The sequence below is a fragment of the Pseudomonas sp. NFPP25 genome (genome assembly GCF_900116505.1).
Lineage (GTDB): Bacteria > Pseudomonadota > Gammaproteobacteria > Pseudomonadales > Pseudomonadaceae > Aquipseudomonas > Aquipseudomonas protegens.
The window spans coordinates 347689-363452 of record NZ_FPBG01000007.1 but is presented as its reverse complement, the minus strand read 5'-3'; the positions used below and the strand labels follow the sequence as shown (position 1 = coordinate 363452).

Sequence of the window (15764 nt, the reverse complement as noted above, 5' to 3'; positions counted from 1 at the left end):
GTAGAAGCTCCCGTCTTCCAACAGGCACCGCTCTGATGACCGATGAAAATGCGAAGGATCTGATAGCTTTGTTCGTTGCAGCGAAAGTTGCAATCGCACAAGAGGGCTCGATACCGGAAACCAAGCTCGAAACTGCAAAAGAGAAGCATGCGATAGCCTGGGAGAAGCTGATGACAGCTGGATTCTCTGACAAAGTCATTGTGCGCGGTGCCGTCGCTGTTAGCCCCAGAGATTTCCTTGTAGTGCTGAGCAGCGGTCCGTTGGACACGCTGATAATGTTCAAAACCGCCAACAACGAATCAGTGGAAATTCCGTGCCAGAAGGCCCTCGACATTTACGACAAGGACTTCCTCTAGATACACGTTACCCTCCAGCCTTGAGCGAACCGTATGGCTGATTTCATGCGAACGAGTCAGTCGGCTTAGCGATCGAACGCACGAACCACATGAAGCCCTGCTGCAGGTTGCTCTTGGCCAGGGCCAGCAGGCGCTGGTCAACACCCTCGATCTGGCCAATCTGCTTGAACAGCTCGCCGGCATCCGCCTCCAGGGCCTTGATCGAGTTCATGCCGTCGATTTCGGACTGGCTCAGGTCCCGGCAGCCGGTGATTTTCTTGTGCTGGTTGTCCATCGGTGACTCCTCATGATTGCGCGCCACAATTTGGCGTACTAGAAAACGTGGCGCGGATCAGCCCTCGGCCTTACGGCTCATGAACCGATCGGAGTAGTCCCGCAGCTTCTCTACCCCAACAAAGCCAACCATGCAGCCAGCGAACGTGGCCAGGTTGGCCGGGAGCGTGAAGTACTCAAGCAACGGGATAAGGCTAGAACCGATCAGGCCGCAGATGACGGCTTCGAGCACCATCTTGCGACCGCTACCACCGCCATAGATCACGCGGAAAACGGCAACAATGGCAGCCGTGCCACCTGCATAGATCTGTGGCTGATGTACAGCAAACCATGCCAGTGCTGCCGCCCACAGGTCAGGGTTCTTTTCTGGCATGTTGGACATACTCGATTCCTCCCTTTCGGGGAGCGAAAATGAAAAAGCCCCGGCGGATGCCGAGGCTCATCTATTAAGCACAATCTAGAATTAGCTCATTTGGTTCCGAGCAAAAATGGCTGCTTAGGGCTGCATATCGTAGGTCATCATAATCCAAGACAAGTCGTTTTCTGCCGCCCAATACACACCTTGGCCAGCTGGCACAAACACCTCATACGGAATAGTCGACCACCCTGCGAGCGTAGCCTTATAGAACGCATGATATAGCTGGTATCCATTGGGGTTCGTAGGTTTCACCGTGCCTGTAAAAAGTATTCCGCCAGTCACAGAGCAGGTTCGAATGGTTACCCCTGCTGTGTTTTGTGAAGCATCAATAACAATGACATAGGCCCCTGTGTAGCCTTTCAACTGATAGAATTTTTCACCGATCTTAACTGGTTGCATGAGTGGATCTCCTTGAGCTTTTCAATAATCACGGCCGATGCCGCATATAGCCGCTCTTGGCGATTACTCGAAGCTCAAGGCCTTCACGCGAGCCTAGGAAGGTAAGCACCAACGACATGCTGGTTTTCGCTTCCGATTCGCTCGAGGAGTGGAATCACTATCTCAACAAAATACTGGATATACAACCAGCATCTAACAACCTATCTCCGACCCCGACCAACCTGTTTCTGCCGATAACGCTCTTTGCGCTGACCTGAGCAAAAACCGCAACGAAAAGGCCCCGATCAATGTCGAGGCCCTGAATAGGTACGCGGTCTTTCCTGCTGTCAGCCCGTGCCCCCCCTTTTTTAGGGGAGCAGGTCGTAGGTCACATATGCCCTTGCACCGCTGTTCTGCGCCAATGCAACCCACAACCCTTGGCCGGCCGGAATAGTTACCGAGAACGGAAGAGTAGAAGAGCCGTTAAACACCGACAGGATGACGGGCACTTTTGTCGACGTGCGCGATTCCGGAGCGATCGTACCAGTGCTCAGAAATCCGTTCCCAGAGCCGCTGATCATTGTTGCGGTTCGAACTACCGCGCCATTTACGTTCTGTGCAGGAGTAAAGATCGCTTCGGGGTAATCGGCCCCGGAGGATTTAAAGTTGCTGCCGATTATTACTGGTTCCATTTTTCCACCTATTAAGTCGAATGATTGGTTGAGGGAAATTCCGCATTCATGTCGCTCAAAGGCGATTGCTCGAGGCTCAAGGCTTTCACTCGGACACCTGTAGATTGGGCCCAATATCGAGCTGATATCCACATCCTGTGCGTCCGAGGAGTGAAATGAATATCTCAACAAAATACTGTACATGCAACCAGTATTTTATGCGCTATTTCCCATCCCTACAAATCTCACTCTACCGATAACGCTCCCGGCGCCGACGCCCTACCGCATCGATCGCACCTCTCCACAAGCATGTGAGGCCAGAGTGCGCGGGCTGCCGGCGTTGATTCCGTACGTCGCACTATCCGGCTATCGACGTCCAGGCATTCCCGAGGGCTGTCCTGGCTACAGGTAAATTCGAGGCAATAAAAACCCCGCGCTTGGCGGGGCTTTGAAAAGTTGCACGGTAATCATGTCGATCGGGCGAACGAGTTCCATGCTTCAATGGCGTCATCGGCTGCGGACTTATGTTTCCGAATCGCGTCCTGCTGCTCTTCTACGAAGTCGGTGATGCACGTTTTGTATTCCTCAACATCAGCTTGAAATTGGTCGCGCTCGAACTGGTCTTGAAACTCGTACGGCACGTCCGGCTGGTTGCAGTCATGCAAGGGTTCAGTCAGGTCGGCAAACGCCAATGGCGAGAGCAGCATTCCGAGAAGTAATAGAGCCCGCATCTTCCTTTGCCTCAAATGAAAAAGCCCGACTTCATGCCGGGCTTTCTTTGATCAATCCTTAACGCGCAGGAATGACAGGATGGGATTAATTTCGCTCATCCGCTCACTGGTGTCAACAGGCGATTACGCTGCCTGCTCAATCAGCAAACCTTCAGCCTCCAAAATTTCGGCGGCGTGCGCCAGGGCCTCGTTCACCAAGTCATCAGCAGCCCGACCAATTTCCAGACGCCACCGACGCCGTGTCGACTCCGGCGTGCCGTCGTTGTCCCAGGTGTTCATGTCGTAGAAGCTGTCCTTCAGCACGATCATGTCGGCGGATCGGGTTTCGTCCTTCTTAGCCTTGGCCTGACCGGCCGCCACTGCCGCCTTCACCATCGACTCCCGGCGCCACGCAGGCGCATCAAGAGGAATCTCGATCGACACGGATGCCGCCACCTTCTGCCGTGCCCCCTTGAGCTGGGGAATGGCCCAGGCAGTGGTAGCCTTGAACAGGAACAGCTTCGGGGCCGGGGTGCTGATCAGAGCCTGCAGCGCCGAGATTGCTTGCACCTTCCGCCCCTTGTGAGTGCTGTACTTGGCCACAAGCGCATTCCAGTATTTAGGCTCCAGGCCATGGTGCAGCCTGGCCGATACCCAGCAATCCACCTGGGTGCGGTCGATGGTTTCTGCTCCGCGGGAGCGAACCAGGGTGGCCAGATCACCGCCCTCCTCCTCGTCGGCAGAGTTGTAAAGTTTCTGCCATGCCTGCTTGCTGGTGTTGTCGATAGCTTCGGCGGCTAGGGCCGAAACAACTGCGCTTAGAACGCCTGGGTAAATCATGCGGCAGCCCTCTTCAGTTCTTTGATTTTTTCGCGGTAGTCGGCCTTGATGGCCTTGATCTCTTCGATGGTGTGCTTGCATGCGGGATGCGGCCCTTCCAGCCAGGCAAGTTTCTCGGCGCCAATTCGCTCCAGAAGCGAAAGCCGGTAGTTCACCAAGTTGCCGGACAGGTGCGTGTTACATGGGGCGCACTGCTTCCAGACGTTCAAAGGCTCGAAGCGGATTTCTGGGTTCGCGCCTACGGTGCGGTAATGTCCGGCGTGATACTGGCCGTCGTGGTGCCGCCCGCAACTGACGCAGGGCAGATCAGCGTCGCGCAGGCGTACCCATTCGTTGAACACGGCCTGGGCTTCTCGGAGGTGGTCCGCCCTACTCTTCAGCCTTTCTTTGCGGACCTTGATTTCCTGGCGTTCAACATCAGCCAGGGCTTTCCGGGCGCTTGCCTGCCCCTTCTCTGACTGGCCATGAGCGATGGCGCACTCGATCTCTCCACACACAGCCTGGGAGGCGCGTACGGGCGTGAACATCACCCGGCAAGATGGACACCGCTTTCGCCGCGGGCCACCGGATGCGAGAGGGGTTTTGCGCTGCAGTGGCGTGCGTTTCATGCAAAGCTCCCGATCTGATCAGCAGCAGCCAGGGCGGCCTCCTCGGTTTCAAAGTGCGCGGACAGCACCAGGCGCCAACAGGCGTTGAAGACGTCGCGATACAGGGGCTCGAACTGGGTGTCGTCCATGTTGGCCCAACTGATGGACTTGGCCTCTTTGCGGACGCCGTCGGGAGTACGCACCAGGTGGAAGTGGCCGGCCTCGATGGTCACCCACTCGCGGAAGGCTTCGCGGGACTTGTCGACTGAGGGGAAGCGTTCGGCGCGAGCCTGTTCAAGCCCAGCGATGTAGGCATCAACCGCATTCGATAGCTGCCCTGGTCTGCCGTTCTGCGCCTCGAAGAACTTGGCCAGGCCGCGGATGCCACGCATCTCCTGGCGCGGGATCAACCCCCCGACCGGCTCCCAGTATTCCCAAGCCAGATCCAGCATCGCGAAGAACTTGCCGTGGAACCGGGCGTTTCTCATCTTGGTGAACTTGCCATGGATGACCTGGCCAGCCTTCCAGCACTGGATGGTTTCACGGTCTGCCTCTGTGGCCGGTACCAGGCCCTGGGCCGTGCGAATAAGGGCGAGTTCAGCCATGGTTGGCCTCCTTGCATTGAGCAGCAGCGATAGCCTTTCGAGCCTTGCGCTTGCGCAGATAAGTGTCGACTCGCGCCGCCTTGACCTTCTTGAGGCGCAGGCGCTCATTCCGGGCCTTGGCCGCGTCGACAATCTCGCGGACCTCGGCGAGCTTCTTGCGAAGGCTGGGTGATGCTTCAACTGGGGAACCAGTGAGCAGGCCAGCTATGGCCTGGCCGTCGGAGGTGATCGGCGCGATGCGCAAGTCGGCCAAGTACTGGGTACCGGCCTGCTGAGTGATCAACTGCATCCGGACAGCTGACTCGATAGCGAGAACCCGGCGACCAGGATCAAAACCCAGGGACACAGACCAGGACACCGGGGCAGCCTCAGCTCGGGCGGTCTTCACCAGGCGCGCGTATGCGTCCATGAACGCCATACGAGCCCCGACCTTGTCGCCCAACCTGAGGATTGGCGCTGCGGCTGTCATGGCCTGCTGAATCTCCGAAGTGATCACCACAGTCTCGATCTCATCGGCAGCGGTAAGGGCGATTGACCAGGCCTCATCCTTTCCTGGGCGCCCATCCGCTGCTTGGACGCGCTGCATGATTTCGCCCATGACCAGCTTGCCCTTCACCTCAAGCCGGCAGGCCTTCAGCGCTGCACGGACAACGGACACCGGATAAGCGCACAGATCCTCGGCCATGATCGCCGCGGTCCCAGGGTTCATCTCATGCCCCATTGCTTCAGCAGTAGCAACGATCGCAGACGACAGCCCGGCGACCTGGGCGTCGTTCATTTCAAAGGTACTCATTGCGCTCTCCCGACTGGCGCCTGGCCAGGACCAATTGAGCGGCCTGCTCAGCAGCGGAAAGGTTTGCCTCAGTGCGCTCCTGCTGGCGGGCCGTGGTGCCATTCATGCGCTGCCCGGTCACCCACTGGGTGTGATAGCTCTCAGCGTTGACCAGCAGCTCGTTGAGGCTGTGGCACTTGCGCAGAACGGCGGCATCACTGGTTTTCAGGTAGTGCGCTGCGACGTGGTGGGCGACATCGGCGCCGAGGCGGTCGACCAATTGGCCGAGCTGGCCACCCACCTTGGCATTCCACACCGGCCAAGTGCTGTAGCGCTTGCGGTAGGCCATGGCGTAGTTCGCCCAGGCCTTGAAGGTTTTGCAGGTCTGGTCTTTCGGGCCCGGCATGTCGGCGGGAATTTCGACTCGGGGCACCTCAATGCGATCAAGCACCACCAACCCACCGGATACGGCCGGCTCTTCGGAGCCGCCGTTCAAGTCCTGACTGGTATCCTGATTAGTACCCTGATGATTGGTATCCTGATTTGTCGGATTTTTTTCCGACCCTTGCTCGGATTTTTTTCCGACCTTGCTCGGAGATTTATCCGAGGTAGATCGGATTTTTTTCCGACCTTTGTTTTCTGCTGGGGTCGGATATTTTTCCGACCCATCAAGCTTCTGATTCCACTCGACGGCCTTTTCGGTCAGCCGGAAAAGCGTGATGTTGGAAGTGCTGGAAAGCTCGATTAAACCAGCCTCTTCCAGGGCCTTCAGCATGCGATAGGCGGTATCTGGCTTGTCGGTGAGAAGCGGCAGCTCCTCGATGATCTTGGCCTTGCTAAGCGCGAAGAAGATCCCATCGTCAGTCTTAACCGGCTTGGTCCAGCTCGGGCAGCCGTAGATGAAGGCGAACAGCAGGGCCTGCTGAGAGTTCAGCCCCCACTCAAGCGCCTTCACCTGGTTGATCGTGATGGTGAACTGCATTTCAGGCCTCCGCCGATCCGCGGAAATCAATGACCTTCACGCCCTTCCAGCTATTACAACTGGCACAGAGTGTTTGGAGATTCTCTAAAACGGCCTCCCCGCCCAAGCTTTCAGGGTAAATGTGATCAGCCCGCAAGTTTCTGTGATCGCCACATCGCAGGCAGCGATACAGGTCGCGCTCGAAAACCTGGGTTCTTATGGATTGGCCGATAACAGTTTTTTTAGGCCTCGGCGCCTCCTCGTTCGGCCAGGTAAGCCAGGTACCGCCATGCTTCTTGCTATAGGCGTTCGCAATTCGTTCGGCACACTCTCCGCAGACAGAGGCACCTGGCACCTCAAGGGAATAGCAGTACATGGCGTTGCGAGCTTCCTGGCTCGAGTCGCCACATACAGGGCATGAAGTCGTAGGCACCATGCTCACGCGGCACCTCGCAAGGCTTTGTCGTGAGTGAACAGGCCGTCCCAGGTCTTTTTCATAGGCAACTCGCCAGCCAGGTAGAGGTCGTACAGGCGCACCGCGCCCTTCTTGAGCAAGACCGGCGTGAAGGAAATGAAGGCCTCTTTGCCGTGGGGAGTGACTTCGTGCTGGTGCTCGGTCATGTACTTGTCGCGGGCGTAGGAAGCCACGCGAAGGCGCAGACCGGACTTGCTCTCGTTGTAGAGCCAGTTCCGGCTCTCCAGGTACTTGCCCACCTGCATCACGTTGACCCCGTTGAGGCCCTTGCAGAATTGGGTGTGGGTCATGCCTTCCTTGAACAGGTTTTCCAAGGAGTGGATCTTGGTGGCCTGGGCTTCGACCTGGATGGTCAGCTGAAGCCGGGCCTGCTCGGCCTCAAAGGCCAGCTGAATCAGATCCATGCGAGAAAGCTCGCGAGGCTGGGCGATTTGCCCCTCCAGTTCTTGCCAGCGATCAACGAGTGCCGCGGTGAACTCAGGACTGAGCTGAGCGACGACTACAAAGCTGTCGCGCTTGCCAACGTGATAGATGCACTCAGTCCGAGGGCGACCAAGAGAATCACGGAATTGTTCATCCCCCATTGGGGGTTGGACGATTACACCGCGATCTACCAGGCGCTCGATGGATTGCTTGACCTTGTCATGGCGGGAGTTGACCAAGTCGGCGATTTCGCGAGACGACATAGTCCGCGCCACGTTTTGCGAACCCTGAAAACGTGGCGCGATATTGGTAGGGGTATTGTTCGAATGGGATTGGCTCTGCATAATCAGCTCCAGATCGTTTTGATTTGCAGTACGAAGAACCACCCGGCCAGGTGGTTTTTTTTCGCCTGCGATTTGGTGGCGCGAGTGAATTGGGTGTCCGGTGCATCCGTGATAGCTTTCTGCTTCCACACAAGAAGGCCTGGGAGGCCGGACAAATGAAGTTGGATAGAGCTCTTCAGAAGCGGATTCTCGAGGCGGCAGCTGAGGCGTACCCATTCCCTGCCCCGTATGGCCTGTACTTCGATCTTGGCGCGGCAGAGACAAAGGAGAGGGTCGACGCAAACCTCTGCTACCTGGCGGAGCACGGCCTCATCAAAAAATGCATTGAACTCACTGGTGATGGATTTGCCCTGCATACCAACAACGGTATTCAGTGCACGAAGTCCGGAATGGACTTTCTCGCCGATGACGGAGGGCTTAGCGCAGTCCTTGGAGTGGTCACGATCAAGATTCATGAGGACACCCTTCGCGAACTTCTAGAAAGGAAAATCCTTGAGAGCGATGCGCCGCCAGAAGAGAAGAGCCGCCTTGTTCAAAGTCTGAAAGGACTCTCTGCCGAGGCCATAAAACACCTGACATTGAAATTATTGGATGAGGGGGTTGGGCGTCTGCCGGCAACAGCTGCGCTAATTGGTACGTACCTTCAGCAAGTCCTTCAGTGACATTGGTAGTAGCCAACTCGAACTTGGCATAGCCCATTTTCGAGCGTTGACCACCATCCTCTCCCCACAGCTCCAACCAGAACTCAGGTAGGGTCAATCCGGTAATTGAGGGGATGATTTCCGTGCTCGCAGGACTGCGCCGGCCTGCAATGGAAACCTGCACGACCTGGCTTTGGGTGATTTTCATCACTACGCCGCCTTCACCGACGCATCCATCACGTCGAGGCTATGGCGGACATGCTGGATCTCTTGGCGGATCTGGGACTTCTCGAAAGCGCTAACGTGGTTGTCATCCAGGGCCTCATGCACTGCGATGGTCAGTTCGGCCACTTCCTTGCCCACGCTGATCAGTGATTTGGTCAGGGCCTGCGGCTTCGGCGCGGCACGAGCCACCAGGTCAAAGCCAAACTCACTGGCCAGTGCAGCCAGGGGCCGCATGTCCCCGGTGTGAAGCAAGATCCCAAACAGATGTTCAACCGTCAGGTGGTGTGCATCATTGTCTGGGTTGGCGCGCTGCAGCAGGCTCACATGAGGAACCCCCATTTTGGCGGCCAATGCCTTCGCCTCGTTGTCCAGCACAGCGCTCTGGCAGGACCGCAGAAAATCTTCCATTCGTAAAACCTCAGTTCTATTTCCGTGGCGCCCTGCCAGGTGGGCGGGCGAGAATTTGGGTGTGACCAGGCGCTCTATACCTGAGATCTACTCATTGCGGCCGGAATGGATTGAGCGACACCCTTGAGCGCTTTTCTGGCAAACGAAATGAGATCTGGACGCAGACCAGCGATCGTGATCTCGCCACCCGATGCGTCCTGTAGTCGTTCGGCGAGCTCGGTGGAGGCCTTCCGGTGACCACCTGCAAGCTGCCACAGGTGGCCAATAGTGGTCTTCGCGTCGGCTGCAACCTGCTGCCGGCGTTCGTTCGTGGCCCTGCCCAGCCAATCACGGAGGTGATCATTCATGAGGCTTCTCCTTACACATAGAGATAAATTTAGCTCATGGCTAATTTGCTAGCAAGGATAATTTAGCTTTGCGCACATTTAGCAGCCAGCTAAACACTGGCATTCTTCGCGCCATGGATATCTACGAGATTCGCAAGCACAACCTGGTCAACCTGATTGGCGGCCAGAGAAAGGGCTCCTGCGCTGAGCGCTGGGGGATGGCGCCCGCGCACCTGAGCCAGATCCTTTCGGACAAGACCGCGAAGAACTTGGGCGACGATGTGGCCCGGCGGATCGAGGGGATCGAAGGCCTGCCCCGCGGATGGTTCGACTCGATCCCGCCGAACGAGGAGCAGCGCGCGGCCGGGTCAGACTCAGACGCCATCGGGAAATCGGCCGCCGACCTAGTCAAGCAGATGCTAGCCAAGAGCGGTAAGGGAATTCCCGAGGAGACGCGCCAGCGATTGATGGCTGCGGCAGAGGAAAATCCGTCAGAACCCTCCCTCAAAAGCCAAATCGTCATCCCCGCTGACGGCGATATCTCCATCCCCCAGTACGACATCCGGGCAGCTATGGGACACGGCCAGGTGCCAGCCGAGTACAGCGAAGTCATCCGTAACGTAGTGATTCGTGAAGAGGTGCTGCGAGAGAAAGGCGTCGCCTACACTTCAGCCCAAGCGTTGTCGATGATTACCGGCTGGGGTCAAAGTATGGAGGGGACTATCAACGACAAAGATCCAGTGATTGTTGATCGCGGTGTCAGTGACTATCAAGGTGAAGGTGTTTACGTGCTGACTTGGCACGGAGATCTCCTGATCAAACGGCTACAACGCAAGGATGAAGATCATGTTTGGCTTATCTCGGATAACCGAAACTATGAGAGGCAATCTGCGCGCATCGACGATGTCACAATCCATGCGAAAGTCCTTCTTGTATGGAATGCCAAAAAGGTCTAACTAAGGCCGGTAATTAAAGGATTAATGACTTGACAACCTCCTCTAAAGCTCTTGACTTTTCCGGAACTACAACCATCACGGATGAGGGTATCCGTAATCACTTCAAGAAAGATTTAGAGCCTTGGCAACCCATCGCGGAGCTTGTTTGGAACGGTTTCGACGCTGGCGCCAAGTCAGTTCGAATCATAACCCGTGAAAGCGAGCTAGGTGGGACCGAGTCAGTAACTGTAGTAGACGATGGCGAAGGTATTGATTTTACTCAACCTTTGAACAACTTCCGCAGATTCAATGATTCGTTGAAAAAAAAATCACATTCAACTCATGGCTCCAAGGGGCGAGGAAGGCTGGCATTTCACAAAGTATGCGCGAATGCAACGTGGCATACAAAATACCATGGCCGAAATGCAATAATTGGAATTCAAAGCTCGTCTTTGAGCAACATACTTGGTAGAGAGATAGCAGACAGCGAGCAAAACGCACTCTTAGTCAATCAGTCGCATGGTACCTGCGTAGAACTGACCAACTTCATAAAGAACCTACCACAACATGACGAGCTATTGGTACAGCTTCAGTTAGAGCATGGCTGGCATCTTGCGTTCAATCCTGAGAAAAGCTTAACCCTCAATGCAACTGCTATCACACCTCCACCACACACGCTCACAAAGCACACAATTAAAGTAGATGACGAAGAGTTCTCCATCGAGCTTATTCAATGGAGCCAGAAACTAAACTCAGAAAAATCCTATACCTATTTGCGAGGCAGTGATGGCGTACCTCTGCATCACATGCCTAGCAGTCTTAATCATAAACCTGGGTACTACACAAGCCTATTAGTCTCATCGCCATGGCTGGACGTACTATCCGAGAGTGACACCCAGTTACGATCTAGCTTTGAAGAGCTATCGAGCTCAAAAGTCTGGAAAGATTTTTCTAAGAAACTATCAATTTTCACACAAACCCATTATCAAGAATTTCTTGCTCGATTGGCAGATGAGCAAATAGAAGGCTACATAGAAGAAGGCGACTTCCCAGACTACAAGGGAATTGATCCAGCCTACTCAAGCTGGAGGCTCAGCAACACTAAAAAAATTGTAAAAGGAATAATCTTAGCTGACCCGAAGCTTTTCAAAAACAGCTCTAAAAAGCAGCGAAAGATAATCATTAGGTTATTGGACAAGATATCGGTATCTAGCGAAAATAGCTCTCTATTAGAAATTTTGGAGAGCGTACTTGAACTGGACGCCACCGCCATGGACAACTTTGCCAATCAAATCAAAAGAACCAAGCTTCAAAACATAATACAGACCATAGAAACTTTACAGAAGCGTGAGCACGCGATAGCTCGCATCGCCGAGATCATGCGTAGCCACTATAAAGAAACATTAGAGACTCCCGACCTTCAGGGTGTAATCGAGAGCAACACGTGGCTATTTGGAAACCAATACGAAAGTATCGGCGCAGAGGAAGACACCTTCACTAAAATCGCTGAAAACTTGAGATCTTCAATAAAGGAAATTGACTATATCGAAGAAGAAGACATCGACGAAGGCGCCTCGATTGAGGGTGCTAATCGACAAGTCGATCTATTTCTCGTTAGACGCCAAAAACAATACGACTCAAATAATCAGCCATATTTCCGATGCGTAATCATTGAGATTAAACGCCCAAGTGTAGCTTTAAACAAAAAGCACCTACGTCAAATAGATGATTATGCTGCCATCCTTGCGCGGCACCCGGAATTCAACGGAATCAGAACAAAATATGAAATTATTCTGGTAGGGCGTAAAATATCAGACTCTGATTTTGACATCCAAGATCGACTCAATAGTCTTCTTGAAAAAAATGATCCTGGATTAATAGGATCTGGCACGCTGGCGAACCCAATTAAAAAATATGTAAAGACTTGGAAAACGATCACCGAGGAGTTTGAGATTTCCCACGATTTTATGCTCTCGACTCTGAAGACTCAAAGAGATCGTTTAGAGATCGAGTCGACCAAAGAAGGTTTACTCGAATCGCTGCATCAGAAAACCGCCTAAAGACACCTCAAACAGCGCCGTTATTCAGAGCGGCGCTTTCTACTCTTGGCTGACCAAGTCCAGTTCCACCGCCCTCTTGATCACACGATCATCATCAGTAGCAGTATCCCATTGTAGGATCACCGATCCGTCATCGCAGAACGTCATGCGCAAGCGGTCGTTCTCTGCTAGTAACTCCATAATCTCATCCCAGTCCTGATCGCTATCTGTATCCAAACGATGGATCAGAGCCCTCCTCCCTAACTGCGCCTCTGGTGAATTGATCATCGCAGAGACCCGTAGGCCTAGCCTCTCAAGGCTGGTGAGGCCTGCCTGTTGCAGGGGCGCCATGACTTCGAGCTCCACTCCCATCTCCCCATCCAAAATACTGTATATCCATACATTAAAGTCAGAATCATATCTCAGTGATAAACCAAGCGTAAAGGCTCCACGGAGGTCAACAGTTCAGCCGGTTGTTTGTCGCCCAATCAAAATAATTTAGCTTTGAGCTATTGACGCAATTTTAGCCATTGGCTAAATTTAATTCCGTCGAGGCACTGTACGACCTCTCGGGAGGCCCTCCAGCCTCACTGCTTTTTAGCGACACCCATTGCCGGATCACCACCGGCCCAGATTCAAAGGCAGCGATGAACCGGCCTCAACGGTTCAGAGGGTTGGCAACTGACCCGGGCGTGCAGCGTAAAGCGCCAAGAACAGTTATCCAGCGGGAGAACAAGCCGAAAGGCCCGCGGCTGGAGTCAACAATCAGAAGATAGCCGGAGGCCGACGCCAGTAGCGGGCCCCGACTGGAACGCATCACTGAGCAGCCTTCTCGCGAGGGCTGCTTGGGATGACAACCACTTGGAAATAAATTGCATGGCCAAGTCTTTCAAGCAAATGATCAAAGACGGGGACCTGAAGCGTGCTGATGCGATGAAGGCCCGCCTGGAAGATCTCCACGAAGAGCCTGGTTTCAACCTTCGTGCTGAGGGTGAAGAGCTGGAAGAAAGCATCAACGCCCTGGCGGAGTTCATCTTTGCTGGCGGCCAGATTCCAGCGCTTGAAGTCCGGCCGCGTGCTGAAGGTGGGATGTGGGTGGTCGATGGTCATCGCCGTCGCCGCGCTTACCTGAAGCTCGATCAATCAGGCCGGCTGCCGAGGATTCCAAGCAAGGATGATCCCAAACGCCTGGAGGCCTGGATCTCGATTGTTCCCTTCGAGGGCAACGACGCCGAACGAGTGGCCAGGGTCATCACCAGCCAGGAAGGAAAGAAGCTCTCTCCTCTTGAACTGGCCGACGGCTACAAGCGGCTCACCGCATTTGGCTGGACGCCCGATCAGATCGCCAAGAAGGTCGGCAAGACCCGCCAGCACGTCGAGCAGGTGATGACGCTCGGAAATGCCAACACCGACGTCCAGCAGCTGGTTGCTTCTGGTCAGGTATCAGCAACCACAGCAGTTCAAGTAGTGCGCCAGCATGGAGAAGCGGCAGGCAAGGTGCTCGGCGGCGAGCTGCAAAAGGCCAAGGCGACCGGCAAGTCAAAGGTAACCGCGGGATCGATGCGCGGACCTACAACCTCCCGTCAGCGGCTCGAAGCGGTACGTGCAGCAGCACAGGAAATCTTCAAGGCATTGCCTGATGGTTGCCTGGACGGTTCAGTGCCAGAGATCAGCCTTCCTATAGAACTGCTCCTCAAGCTACAGAGCGCGGCGAGTGAAGCTACCTAGCAATTCAATTGCATCCCCTGTTCTTCTGAACAACCTGCGCCACGACAGCCTGTCGTTAACTGCCCGATCCTTGGTGCTCCCCAGCACTAGGCCGCATCGGTCGTCACTCTCTGAATGAACCAAGGGCCTCTGCTTGCAGGCATGGCAAGGGCGAGAGTGACGACCAGTGCGGGTTAAGCGTTAGTAGCGATGGTATTCCTGGCCGCCACGATCTCTATCGTAGCCACGCCCATGATCACGTCCGTGTCCATCACCATCATGCCAATAAGGCCAGCATCCGCTGAGAAGCAGTGCTGCTGACAACGCGACGATCCAAACAGTTGTACGTTTCATTTGAGTATCTCCGGCCGGGCGAAGCCCGACCTTGTTCTGGTTTGATCCGCCCAATCTGAAGAGGTTCAAGCCCAAGCTTTACGCCCCCCCTTCACTCTCCGACACCACTCGCATGCACTCCCCTCCGCGCCCATCGGCAACCAGCGGAGCGGATGAGTGCATCCGAGTTTTGTTGGACCAGCACCCGCCACTCTGGAGGCAATCATGTCAGCACTACGCAAGGCACAGCTCGAATACGACAACCGCATGCCACCACCGGTAAGCGAGGACGACCTGGCCGAATCGGAATGGCTTGAGGCAAACGCCGAGCGCCTGCTGATGGGATACCGGATCTCCTGGGGCTACCAGCCTTCAGAGCTCGGCGAGGTCACCCAGGCCGACTTTGCAAGGGCGGTTCAGGACCATTTGAACCAACGCCAGATCGACGGTGAAGACCAGCAAGATGCCTTCGGCCAGCTGGTGATCAGTGCCATGGGTTTTCGCAGCTCGGGGCTCCTGCTGGATCTGGCGGTGTACCTGCTTGGCAAGAAGTCAGCCTTGAAGGACATCGCGGTGGAACTGCTGAAGCCTCACGCCGAGGCAGCGGTGGCCTTTGAACAGGAGCAGGCGCGCTTAGAGCAGGAGTGCGGGTTTTGAGCCCTCACATTCTCATCGACCAAGCCCTCGAAGGCGTTGCCGATCCCAACAGCCAGTCCGACATCGATGTCCTGGTGCAAAGCCTGATCACCCGCCTGTTCACTGACGGGGCAATCACTACCGACGAATTCACTCACTACTGCAAGCGCCTGATGGAAGCCTGTCACCGGCGCAAGGAGGCAGAATGACCACTTCCCCAGTCAAGTCACTCACCGAGGAGCAGCTGGAAGACATCACCGCTCACAACCTGCGCGATGCCTACAGCCTGGCCGAGCGCCGAGGCTTTTTCGGACCGCCAGTTGAACAGTTTGCGGAGCCAGGTTACCGCGGTCGGGTGCTGCAGGTTCTGCGCTATCGCGTAGCCCAGCTGGAGCAGCGGCAATGAGCGGCGCCGGCGCACACAAGCGCGGCCAGCAGTTGGCGATCCGCTGCGCGAAACTCCGACGCGAAGGCCTGTCCCTTTCCGAAGTGGCCCAAGCCACCGGCATCAAAAAGGAGCAGGCCAACGCCAAGATCACTCTGGGCGAGCGGCTTCTCTCGCTGGTCGAGTCGTGATCGCTTTTCTCTACTGGCGTAGCTCCTTCCCTGCCATCGCACTCTGCACCGCTGCAATGCTGATCAGCGCTCTCGCCGATCACCTCACCCAATAACTCACATCTTTCAAAGCTGCGCACCTGCGC

At 55.3% G+C, this 15764-nt stretch carries 24 protein-coding genes; 8 read left to right on the top strand and 16 right to left on the bottom strand.

Going from position 1 to position 15764, the window contains the following annotated elements; all coding sequences use genetic code 11:
* Positions 1 to 35 precede the first annotated feature (35 nt).
* Positions 36 to 356, top strand: coding sequence for a hypothetical protein (locus BM382_RS27015; RefSeq protein ID WP_072444371.1), 321 nt, complete (start codon positions 36 to 38; stop codon positions 354 to 356).
* A gap of 43 nt (positions 357 to 399) precedes the next feature.
* On the opposite strand, the gene BM382_RS27010 is transcribed toward BM382_RS27015, so the two are convergent.
* The 15 genes from BM382_RS27010 to BM382_RS26945 all read right to left on the bottom strand — a co-directional run bounded on the left by BM382_RS27010 (position 400) and on the right by BM382_RS26945 (position 9434).
* Positions 400 to 630: an Acb2/Tad1 domain-containing protein gene (locus BM382_RS27010; RefSeq protein ID WP_072444373.1), complete on the bottom strand. Its 231-nt coding sequence runs from the start codon at positions 628 to 630 to the stop codon at positions 400 to 402.
* A gap of 57 nt (positions 631 to 687) precedes the next feature.
* Positions 688 to 1011 (bottom strand): phage holin, lambda family, encoded by a 324-nt coding sequence (locus BM382_RS27005; protein WP_011062053.1) that lies wholly within the window; start codon positions 1009 to 1011, stop codon positions 688 to 690.
* Between the two features lie 114 nt (positions 1012 to 1125).
* Positions 1126 to 1446: a hypothetical protein gene (locus tag BM382_RS27000; protein WP_072444375.1), complete on the bottom strand. Its 321-nt coding sequence runs from the start codon at positions 1444 to 1446 to the stop codon at positions 1126 to 1128.
* Positions 1447 to 1793: 347 nt separating this feature from the next.
* Complete coding sequence (locus BM382_RS31760) at positions 1794 to 2117, bottom strand: hypothetical protein (RefSeq protein WP_072444377.1); 324 nt, start codon at positions 2115 to 2117, stop codon at positions 1794 to 1796.
* Between the two features lie 446 nt (positions 2118 to 2563).
* Positions 2564 to 2827, bottom strand: a complete 264-nt coding sequence (locus tag BM382_RS26995) for a hypothetical protein (protein WP_072444379.1) — start codon at positions 2825 to 2827, stop codon at positions 2564 to 2566.
* A gap of 123 nt (positions 2828 to 2950) precedes the next feature.
* Entirely contained in the window at positions 2951 to 3646 is a 696-nt protein-coding gene (locus BM382_RS26990; RefSeq protein ID WP_072444381.1) for a hypothetical protein, read from the bottom strand.
* Positions 3643 to 4254 carry a recombination protein NinG gene (locus tag BM382_RS26985; RefSeq protein WP_072444383.1) on the bottom strand — a complete coding sequence of 204 codons (612 nt, stop codon included), beginning with the start codon at positions 4252 to 4254 and terminating at the stop codon, positions 3643 to 3645. Before BM382_RS26985 ends, BM382_RS26990 begins: the two co-directional genes overlap by 4 nt.
* Complete coding sequence (locus BM382_RS26980) at positions 4251 to 4838, bottom strand: DUF1367 family protein (protein WP_011062057.1); 588 nt, start codon at positions 4836 to 4838, stop codon at positions 4251 to 4253. Before BM382_RS26980 ends, BM382_RS26985 begins: the two co-directional genes overlap by 4 nt.
* Complete coding sequence (locus BM382_RS26975) at positions 4831 to 5631, bottom strand: hypothetical protein (protein ID WP_072444385.1); 801 nt, start codon at positions 5629 to 5631, stop codon at positions 4831 to 4833. The genes BM382_RS26980 and BM382_RS26975 overlap by 8 nt, the downstream gene beginning before the upstream one ends.
* Positions 5618 to 6592 (bottom strand): SIR2 family protein, encoded by a 975-nt coding sequence (locus BM382_RS26970; RefSeq protein ID WP_072444387.1) that lies wholly within the window; start codon positions 6590 to 6592, stop codon positions 5618 to 5620. Before BM382_RS26970 ends, BM382_RS26975 begins: the two co-directional genes overlap by 14 nt.
* 417 nt (positions 6593 to 7009) lie before the next feature.
* Positions 7010 to 7813: a Rha family transcriptional regulator gene (locus BM382_RS26960; RefSeq protein ID WP_239690420.1), complete on the bottom strand. Its 804-nt coding sequence runs from the start codon at positions 7811 to 7813 to the stop codon at positions 7010 to 7012.
* Between the two features lie 2 nt (positions 7814 to 7815).
* Positions 7816 to 8268: a hypothetical protein gene (locus tag BM382_RS31755; RefSeq protein WP_139187216.1), complete on the bottom strand. Its 453-nt coding sequence runs from the start codon at positions 8266 to 8268 to the stop codon at positions 7816 to 7818.
* Positions 8258 to 8662 (bottom strand): hypothetical protein, encoded by a 405-nt coding sequence (locus BM382_RS31750; protein WP_139187217.1) that lies wholly within the window; start codon positions 8660 to 8662, stop codon positions 8258 to 8260. The genes BM382_RS31755 and BM382_RS31750 overlap by 11 nt, the downstream gene beginning before the upstream one ends.
* Before the next feature lie 2 nt (positions 8663 to 8664).
* Positions 8665 to 9087, bottom strand: coding sequence for a phage regulatory CII family protein (locus tag BM382_RS26950; protein ID WP_041118597.1), 423 nt, complete (start codon positions 9085 to 9087; stop codon positions 8665 to 8667).
* A 74-nt stretch (positions 9088 to 9161) separates the two neighbouring features.
* Positions 9162 to 9434: a hypothetical protein gene (locus BM382_RS26945; protein ID WP_072444391.1), complete on the bottom strand. Its 273-nt coding sequence runs from the start codon at positions 9432 to 9434 to the stop codon at positions 9162 to 9164.
* A gap of 113 nt (positions 9435 to 9547) precedes the next feature.
* Between BM382_RS26945 and BM382_RS26940 the strand changes: the two genes are divergently transcribed.
* Both BM382_RS26940 and BM382_RS26935 read left to right on the top strand, forming a co-directional pair.
* The gene (locus tag BM382_RS26940; RefSeq protein ID WP_072444630.1) at positions 9548 to 10369 is read left to right on the top strand and encodes a S24 family peptidase; all 822 of its coding nucleotides are present in this window, start codon (positions 9548 to 9550) and stop codon (positions 10367 to 10369) included.
* A 29-nt stretch (positions 10370 to 10398) separates the two neighbouring features.
* Positions 10399 to 12408, top strand: coding sequence for an ATP-binding protein (locus BM382_RS26935; protein WP_072444393.1), 2010 nt, complete (start codon positions 10399 to 10401; stop codon positions 12406 to 12408).
* A gap of 39 nt (positions 12409 to 12447) precedes the next feature.
* On the opposite strand, the gene BM382_RS26930 is transcribed toward BM382_RS26935, so the two are convergent.
* The gene (locus tag BM382_RS26930) at positions 12448 to 12738 is read right to left on the bottom strand and encodes a DUF1654 domain-containing protein (RefSeq protein ID WP_092137486.1); all 291 of its coding nucleotides are present in this window, start codon (positions 12736 to 12738) and stop codon (positions 12448 to 12450) included.
* A gap of 525 nt (positions 12739 to 13263) precedes the next feature.
* Here BM382_RS26930 and BM382_RS26925 point away from each other — a divergent pair.
* The 5 genes from BM382_RS26925 to BM382_RS31945 all read left to right on the top strand — a co-directional run bounded on the left by BM382_RS26925 (position 13264) and on the right by BM382_RS31945 (position 15639).
* The gene (locus tag BM382_RS26925; protein ID WP_072444395.1) at positions 13264 to 14115 is read left to right on the top strand and encodes a ParB/RepB/Spo0J family partition protein; all 852 of its coding nucleotides are present in this window, start codon (positions 13264 to 13266) and stop codon (positions 14113 to 14115) included.
* Positions 14116 to 14652: 537 nt separating this feature from the next.
* A complete protein-coding gene (locus BM382_RS26920; RefSeq protein WP_072444397.1) occupies positions 14653 to 15084 on the top strand; it encodes a hypothetical protein in 432 nt (143 codons plus the stop codon).
* Positions 15081 to 15272: a hypothetical protein gene (locus tag BM382_RS26915; protein ID WP_041774353.1), complete on the top strand. Its 192-nt coding sequence runs from the start codon at positions 15081 to 15083 to the stop codon at positions 15270 to 15272. Before BM382_RS26920 ends, BM382_RS26915 begins: the two co-directional genes overlap by 4 nt.
* Positions 15269 to 15469, top strand: a complete 201-nt coding sequence (locus BM382_RS26910; protein WP_072444398.1) for a hypothetical protein — start codon at positions 15269 to 15271, stop codon at positions 15467 to 15469. The genes BM382_RS26915 and BM382_RS26910 overlap by 4 nt, the downstream gene beginning before the upstream one ends.
* Positions 15466 to 15639 (top strand): hypothetical protein, encoded by a 174-nt coding sequence (locus BM382_RS31945; RefSeq protein WP_011062073.1) that lies wholly within the window; start codon positions 15466 to 15468, stop codon positions 15637 to 15639. The genes BM382_RS26910 and BM382_RS31945 overlap by 4 nt, the downstream gene beginning before the upstream one ends.
* Positions 15640 to 15764: the final 125 nt, after the last annotated feature.

Bases quoted from the DNA above. Each gene is read 5' to 3' on its own strand.
- BM382_RS26950 (WP_041118597.1), bottom strand. From the start codon at position 9,087: ATGGAAGATTTTCTGCGGTCCTGCCAGAGCGCTGTGCTGGACAACGAG.
- BM382_RS26990 (WP_072444381.1), bottom strand. From the start codon at position 3,646: ATGATTTACCCAGGCGTTCTAAGCGCAGTTGTTTCGGCCCTAGCCGCC.
- BM382_RS26975 (WP_072444385.1), bottom strand. From the start codon at position 5,631: ATGAGTACCTTTGAAATGAACGACGCCCAGGTCGCCGGGCTGTCGTCT.
- BM382_RS26925 (WP_072444395.1), top strand. From the start codon at position 13,264: ATGGCCAAGTCTTTCAAGCAAATGATCAAAGACGGGGACCTGAAGCGT.
- BM382_RS26960 (WP_239690420.1), bottom strand. From the start codon at position 7,813: ATGCAGAGCCAATCCCATTCGAACAATACCCCTACCAATATCGCGCCA.
- BM382_RS26920 (WP_072444397.1), top strand. From the start codon at position 14,653: ATGTCAGCACTACGCAAGGCACAGCTCGAATACGACAACCGCATGCCA.
- BM382_RS26995 (WP_072444379.1), bottom strand. From the start codon at position 2,827: ATGCGGGCTCTATTACTTCTCGGAATGCTGCTCTCGCCATTGGCGTTT.
- BM382_RS27000 (WP_072444375.1), bottom strand. From the start codon at position 1,446: ATGCAACCAGTTAAGATCGGTGAAAAATTCTATCAGTTGAAAGGCTAC.
- BM382_RS26980 (WP_011062057.1), bottom strand. From the start codon at position 4,838: ATGGCTGAACTCGCCCTTATTCGCACGGCCCAGGGCCTGGTACCGGCC.
- BM382_RS26970 (WP_072444387.1), bottom strand. From the start codon at position 6,592: ATGCAGTTCACCATCACGATCAACCAGGTGAAGGCGCTTGAGTGGGGG.
- BM382_RS31760 (WP_072444377.1), bottom strand. From the start codon at position 2,117: ATGGAACCAGTAATAATCGGCAGCAACTTTAAATCCTCCGGGGCCGAT.
- BM382_RS26985 (WP_072444383.1), bottom strand. From the start codon at position 4,254: ATGAAACGCACGCCACTGCAGCGCAAAACCCCTCTCGCATCCGGTGGC.
- BM382_RS26910 (WP_072444398.1), top strand. From the start codon at position 15,269: ATGACCACTTCCCCAGTCAAGTCACTCACCGAGGAGCAGCTGGAAGAC.
- BM382_RS26945 (WP_072444391.1), bottom strand. From the start codon at position 9,434: ATGAATGATCACCTCCGTGATTGGCTGGGCAGGGCCACGAACGAACGC.
- BM382_RS27010 (WP_072444373.1), bottom strand. From the start codon at position 630: ATGGACAACCAGCACAAGAAAATCACCGGCTGCCGGGACCTGAGCCAG.
- BM382_RS31750 (WP_139187217.1), bottom strand. From the start codon at position 8,662: ATGAAAATCACCCAAAGCCAGGTCGTGCAGGTTTCCATTGCAGGCCGG.
- BM382_RS26940 (WP_072444630.1), top strand. From the start codon at position 9,548: ATGGATATCTACGAGATTCGCAAGCACAACCTGGTCAACCTGATTGGC.
- BM382_RS31945 (WP_011062073.1), top strand. From the start codon at position 15,466: ATGAGCGGCGCCGGCGCACACAAGCGCGGCCAGCAGTTGGCGATCCGC.
- BM382_RS26930 (WP_092137486.1), bottom strand. From the start codon at position 12,738: ATGGCGCCCCTGCAACAGGCAGGCCTCACCAGCCTTGAGAGGCTAGGC.
- BM382_RS27015 (WP_072444371.1), top strand. From the start codon at position 36: ATGACCGATGAAAATGCGAAGGATCTGATAGCTTTGTTCGTTGCAGCG.
- BM382_RS27005 (WP_011062053.1), bottom strand. From the start codon at position 1,011: ATGTCCAACATGCCAGAAAAGAACCCTGACCTGTGGGCGGCAGCACTG.
- BM382_RS31755 (WP_139187216.1), bottom strand. From the start codon at position 8,268: ATGAATCTTGATCGTGACCACTCCAAGGACTGCGCTAAGCCCTCCGTC.